Annotated in this window: 2 protein-coding genes; both read right to left on the bottom strand. The window is 64.8% G+C overall.

Annotated elements, in window-relative coordinates; translation table 11 throughout:
- Positions 1–219 precede the first annotated feature (219 nt).
- On the bottom strand, positions 220–876 hold the full coding sequence (locus AC2VON_RS25950; protein WP_486955377.1) for a nucleotidyl transferase AbiEii/AbiGii toxin family protein: 657 nt from the start codon (positions 874–876) through the stop codon (positions 220–222).
- Positions 863–1,438: MarR family transcriptional regulator (locus AC2VON_RS25945; RefSeq protein ID WP_486955376.1), on the bottom strand; the 576-nt coding region annotated here is incomplete at its 5' end. The genes AC2VON_RS25950 and AC2VON_RS25945, both read right to left, overlap by 14 nt.

The following is a 1,438-nucleotide window of genomic DNA, read 5'->3' as shown; positions in this document are numbered from 1 at the left end:
GCAGGGAATTTTTGGTGGCATACCCAACCCGTCCGGTCCGTTCGCCGGCCTACCGGGTGTGCTCGGCGGCGCACCGGGCGTGCCTGGCCAGTGACCTACTGAGCCACCGCGCGCCAGCGGGTGGGCACGGATTGGCTCGCTGAAGCCACGCTTTACACCTCGGCCGGTTCGCTGCCGACGTCGATGGTGTCGCCGACCGCCGTGGCCGGCGGCCCCGTCTCAGAACTTTTCGAGACTGGAGAGGATTTCTGGTTGCCGGCGGGTCCAGTATTCGACAATTTCACGTCGGGGGACGGATAGGTTACGGTCGTCGTCGACGTCATCGAACCATCCGAGACCGCGGATGATGTGGCCCAACGCGGTGTTCGGTGATGGTGGGTGGTACCTCTTCAGCACCCAGGAAAGACCGGCCTCCACGGTCACTGCGGCGCTGGTTTCCAGGATCATGAGATCGAGGTAGTCCCGGAGTTCTCCTCGGTCACCGACTACCTTCAGCTTCATCGCCATCAGATCCCGAAGTCCGGCGACCATGATCCCGGCGGTTTCCGTCGGGGGATCGAGGACTGTCTGCGGCGCAGCCTCGTCTGCGTGAAGGAACTGGATCTTGGTCTTCAAGAAGGTTCCGTTGAGGGTACCCGGACTTCGGTCGGTGACCACGAAGTTCCCGAGATCCGAAAGGGCTCTGGACATCTCGTCCAGGTCGACGGATTGTCGGTGGTAGAAGAAATCCAGGTCCAGACTGGCCCGGTGCAGGAGATGGACGGCGATTCCCGTTCCCCCGGCCAGGTACGCCGAACTGGGTACCGCGGGGGCGATGGTTTCCCAGGTGTCCGCGGTGTCGTCGGGGAGGATCCTTCGGAGGTCAGCCGGCAGCATCACGGTCCTTTCTGGCTACCACGTTCAGCGCCAGCGCCTTGTAGTCCGGACGGATTCCACGGGTGCGGGAGGCGTGCTCCCACGCCGATACCGGAAGATTCCTTGCCGCCCACGCCAGCCCCTGGATGTCCCCGGAGGAGAGGATCCGGCGGGCGATGTAGTTCGCCGACGATGCGACGTCGAGCTGGGATTCCGCGGTGTTCCAGAACAGATGCCGCAGATAATGGGGGACTTTCTTCGCCGGAGGGCGGGATTTCCGGACCCGGGACGGGAGATCCACCGCGGAGAGGGCGGAGGCGATTCCCGGCCACCTCCGGTCGCAGACGGCCGCCCGGTACACAGTTGCGTCGACGACTTTCCCGAGAAAAGTCTTCTCATTCGTCCGCGTCACGAGTCCAGCATCCGCCAATTCCTTCAGCGCCTTGCCGGCAGAAGTCGGGCTGACCCCCGAGCGGCGGGCGACCGTCCGGGCGGAGAGGACACCGAGCGGGGCATCAGCGACCGCCTTGAGAACCACGGTCTGGACCCTGGTGAGCCCGGGAACCGGCGGTCCCCCGAAATC

The organism is Mycobacterium sp. TH-M82, assembly GCF_057473605.1.
The sequence above is the reverse complement of the archived record's forward strand: the minus strand, read 5'-3'. Positions and strand labels throughout refer to the sequence as shown.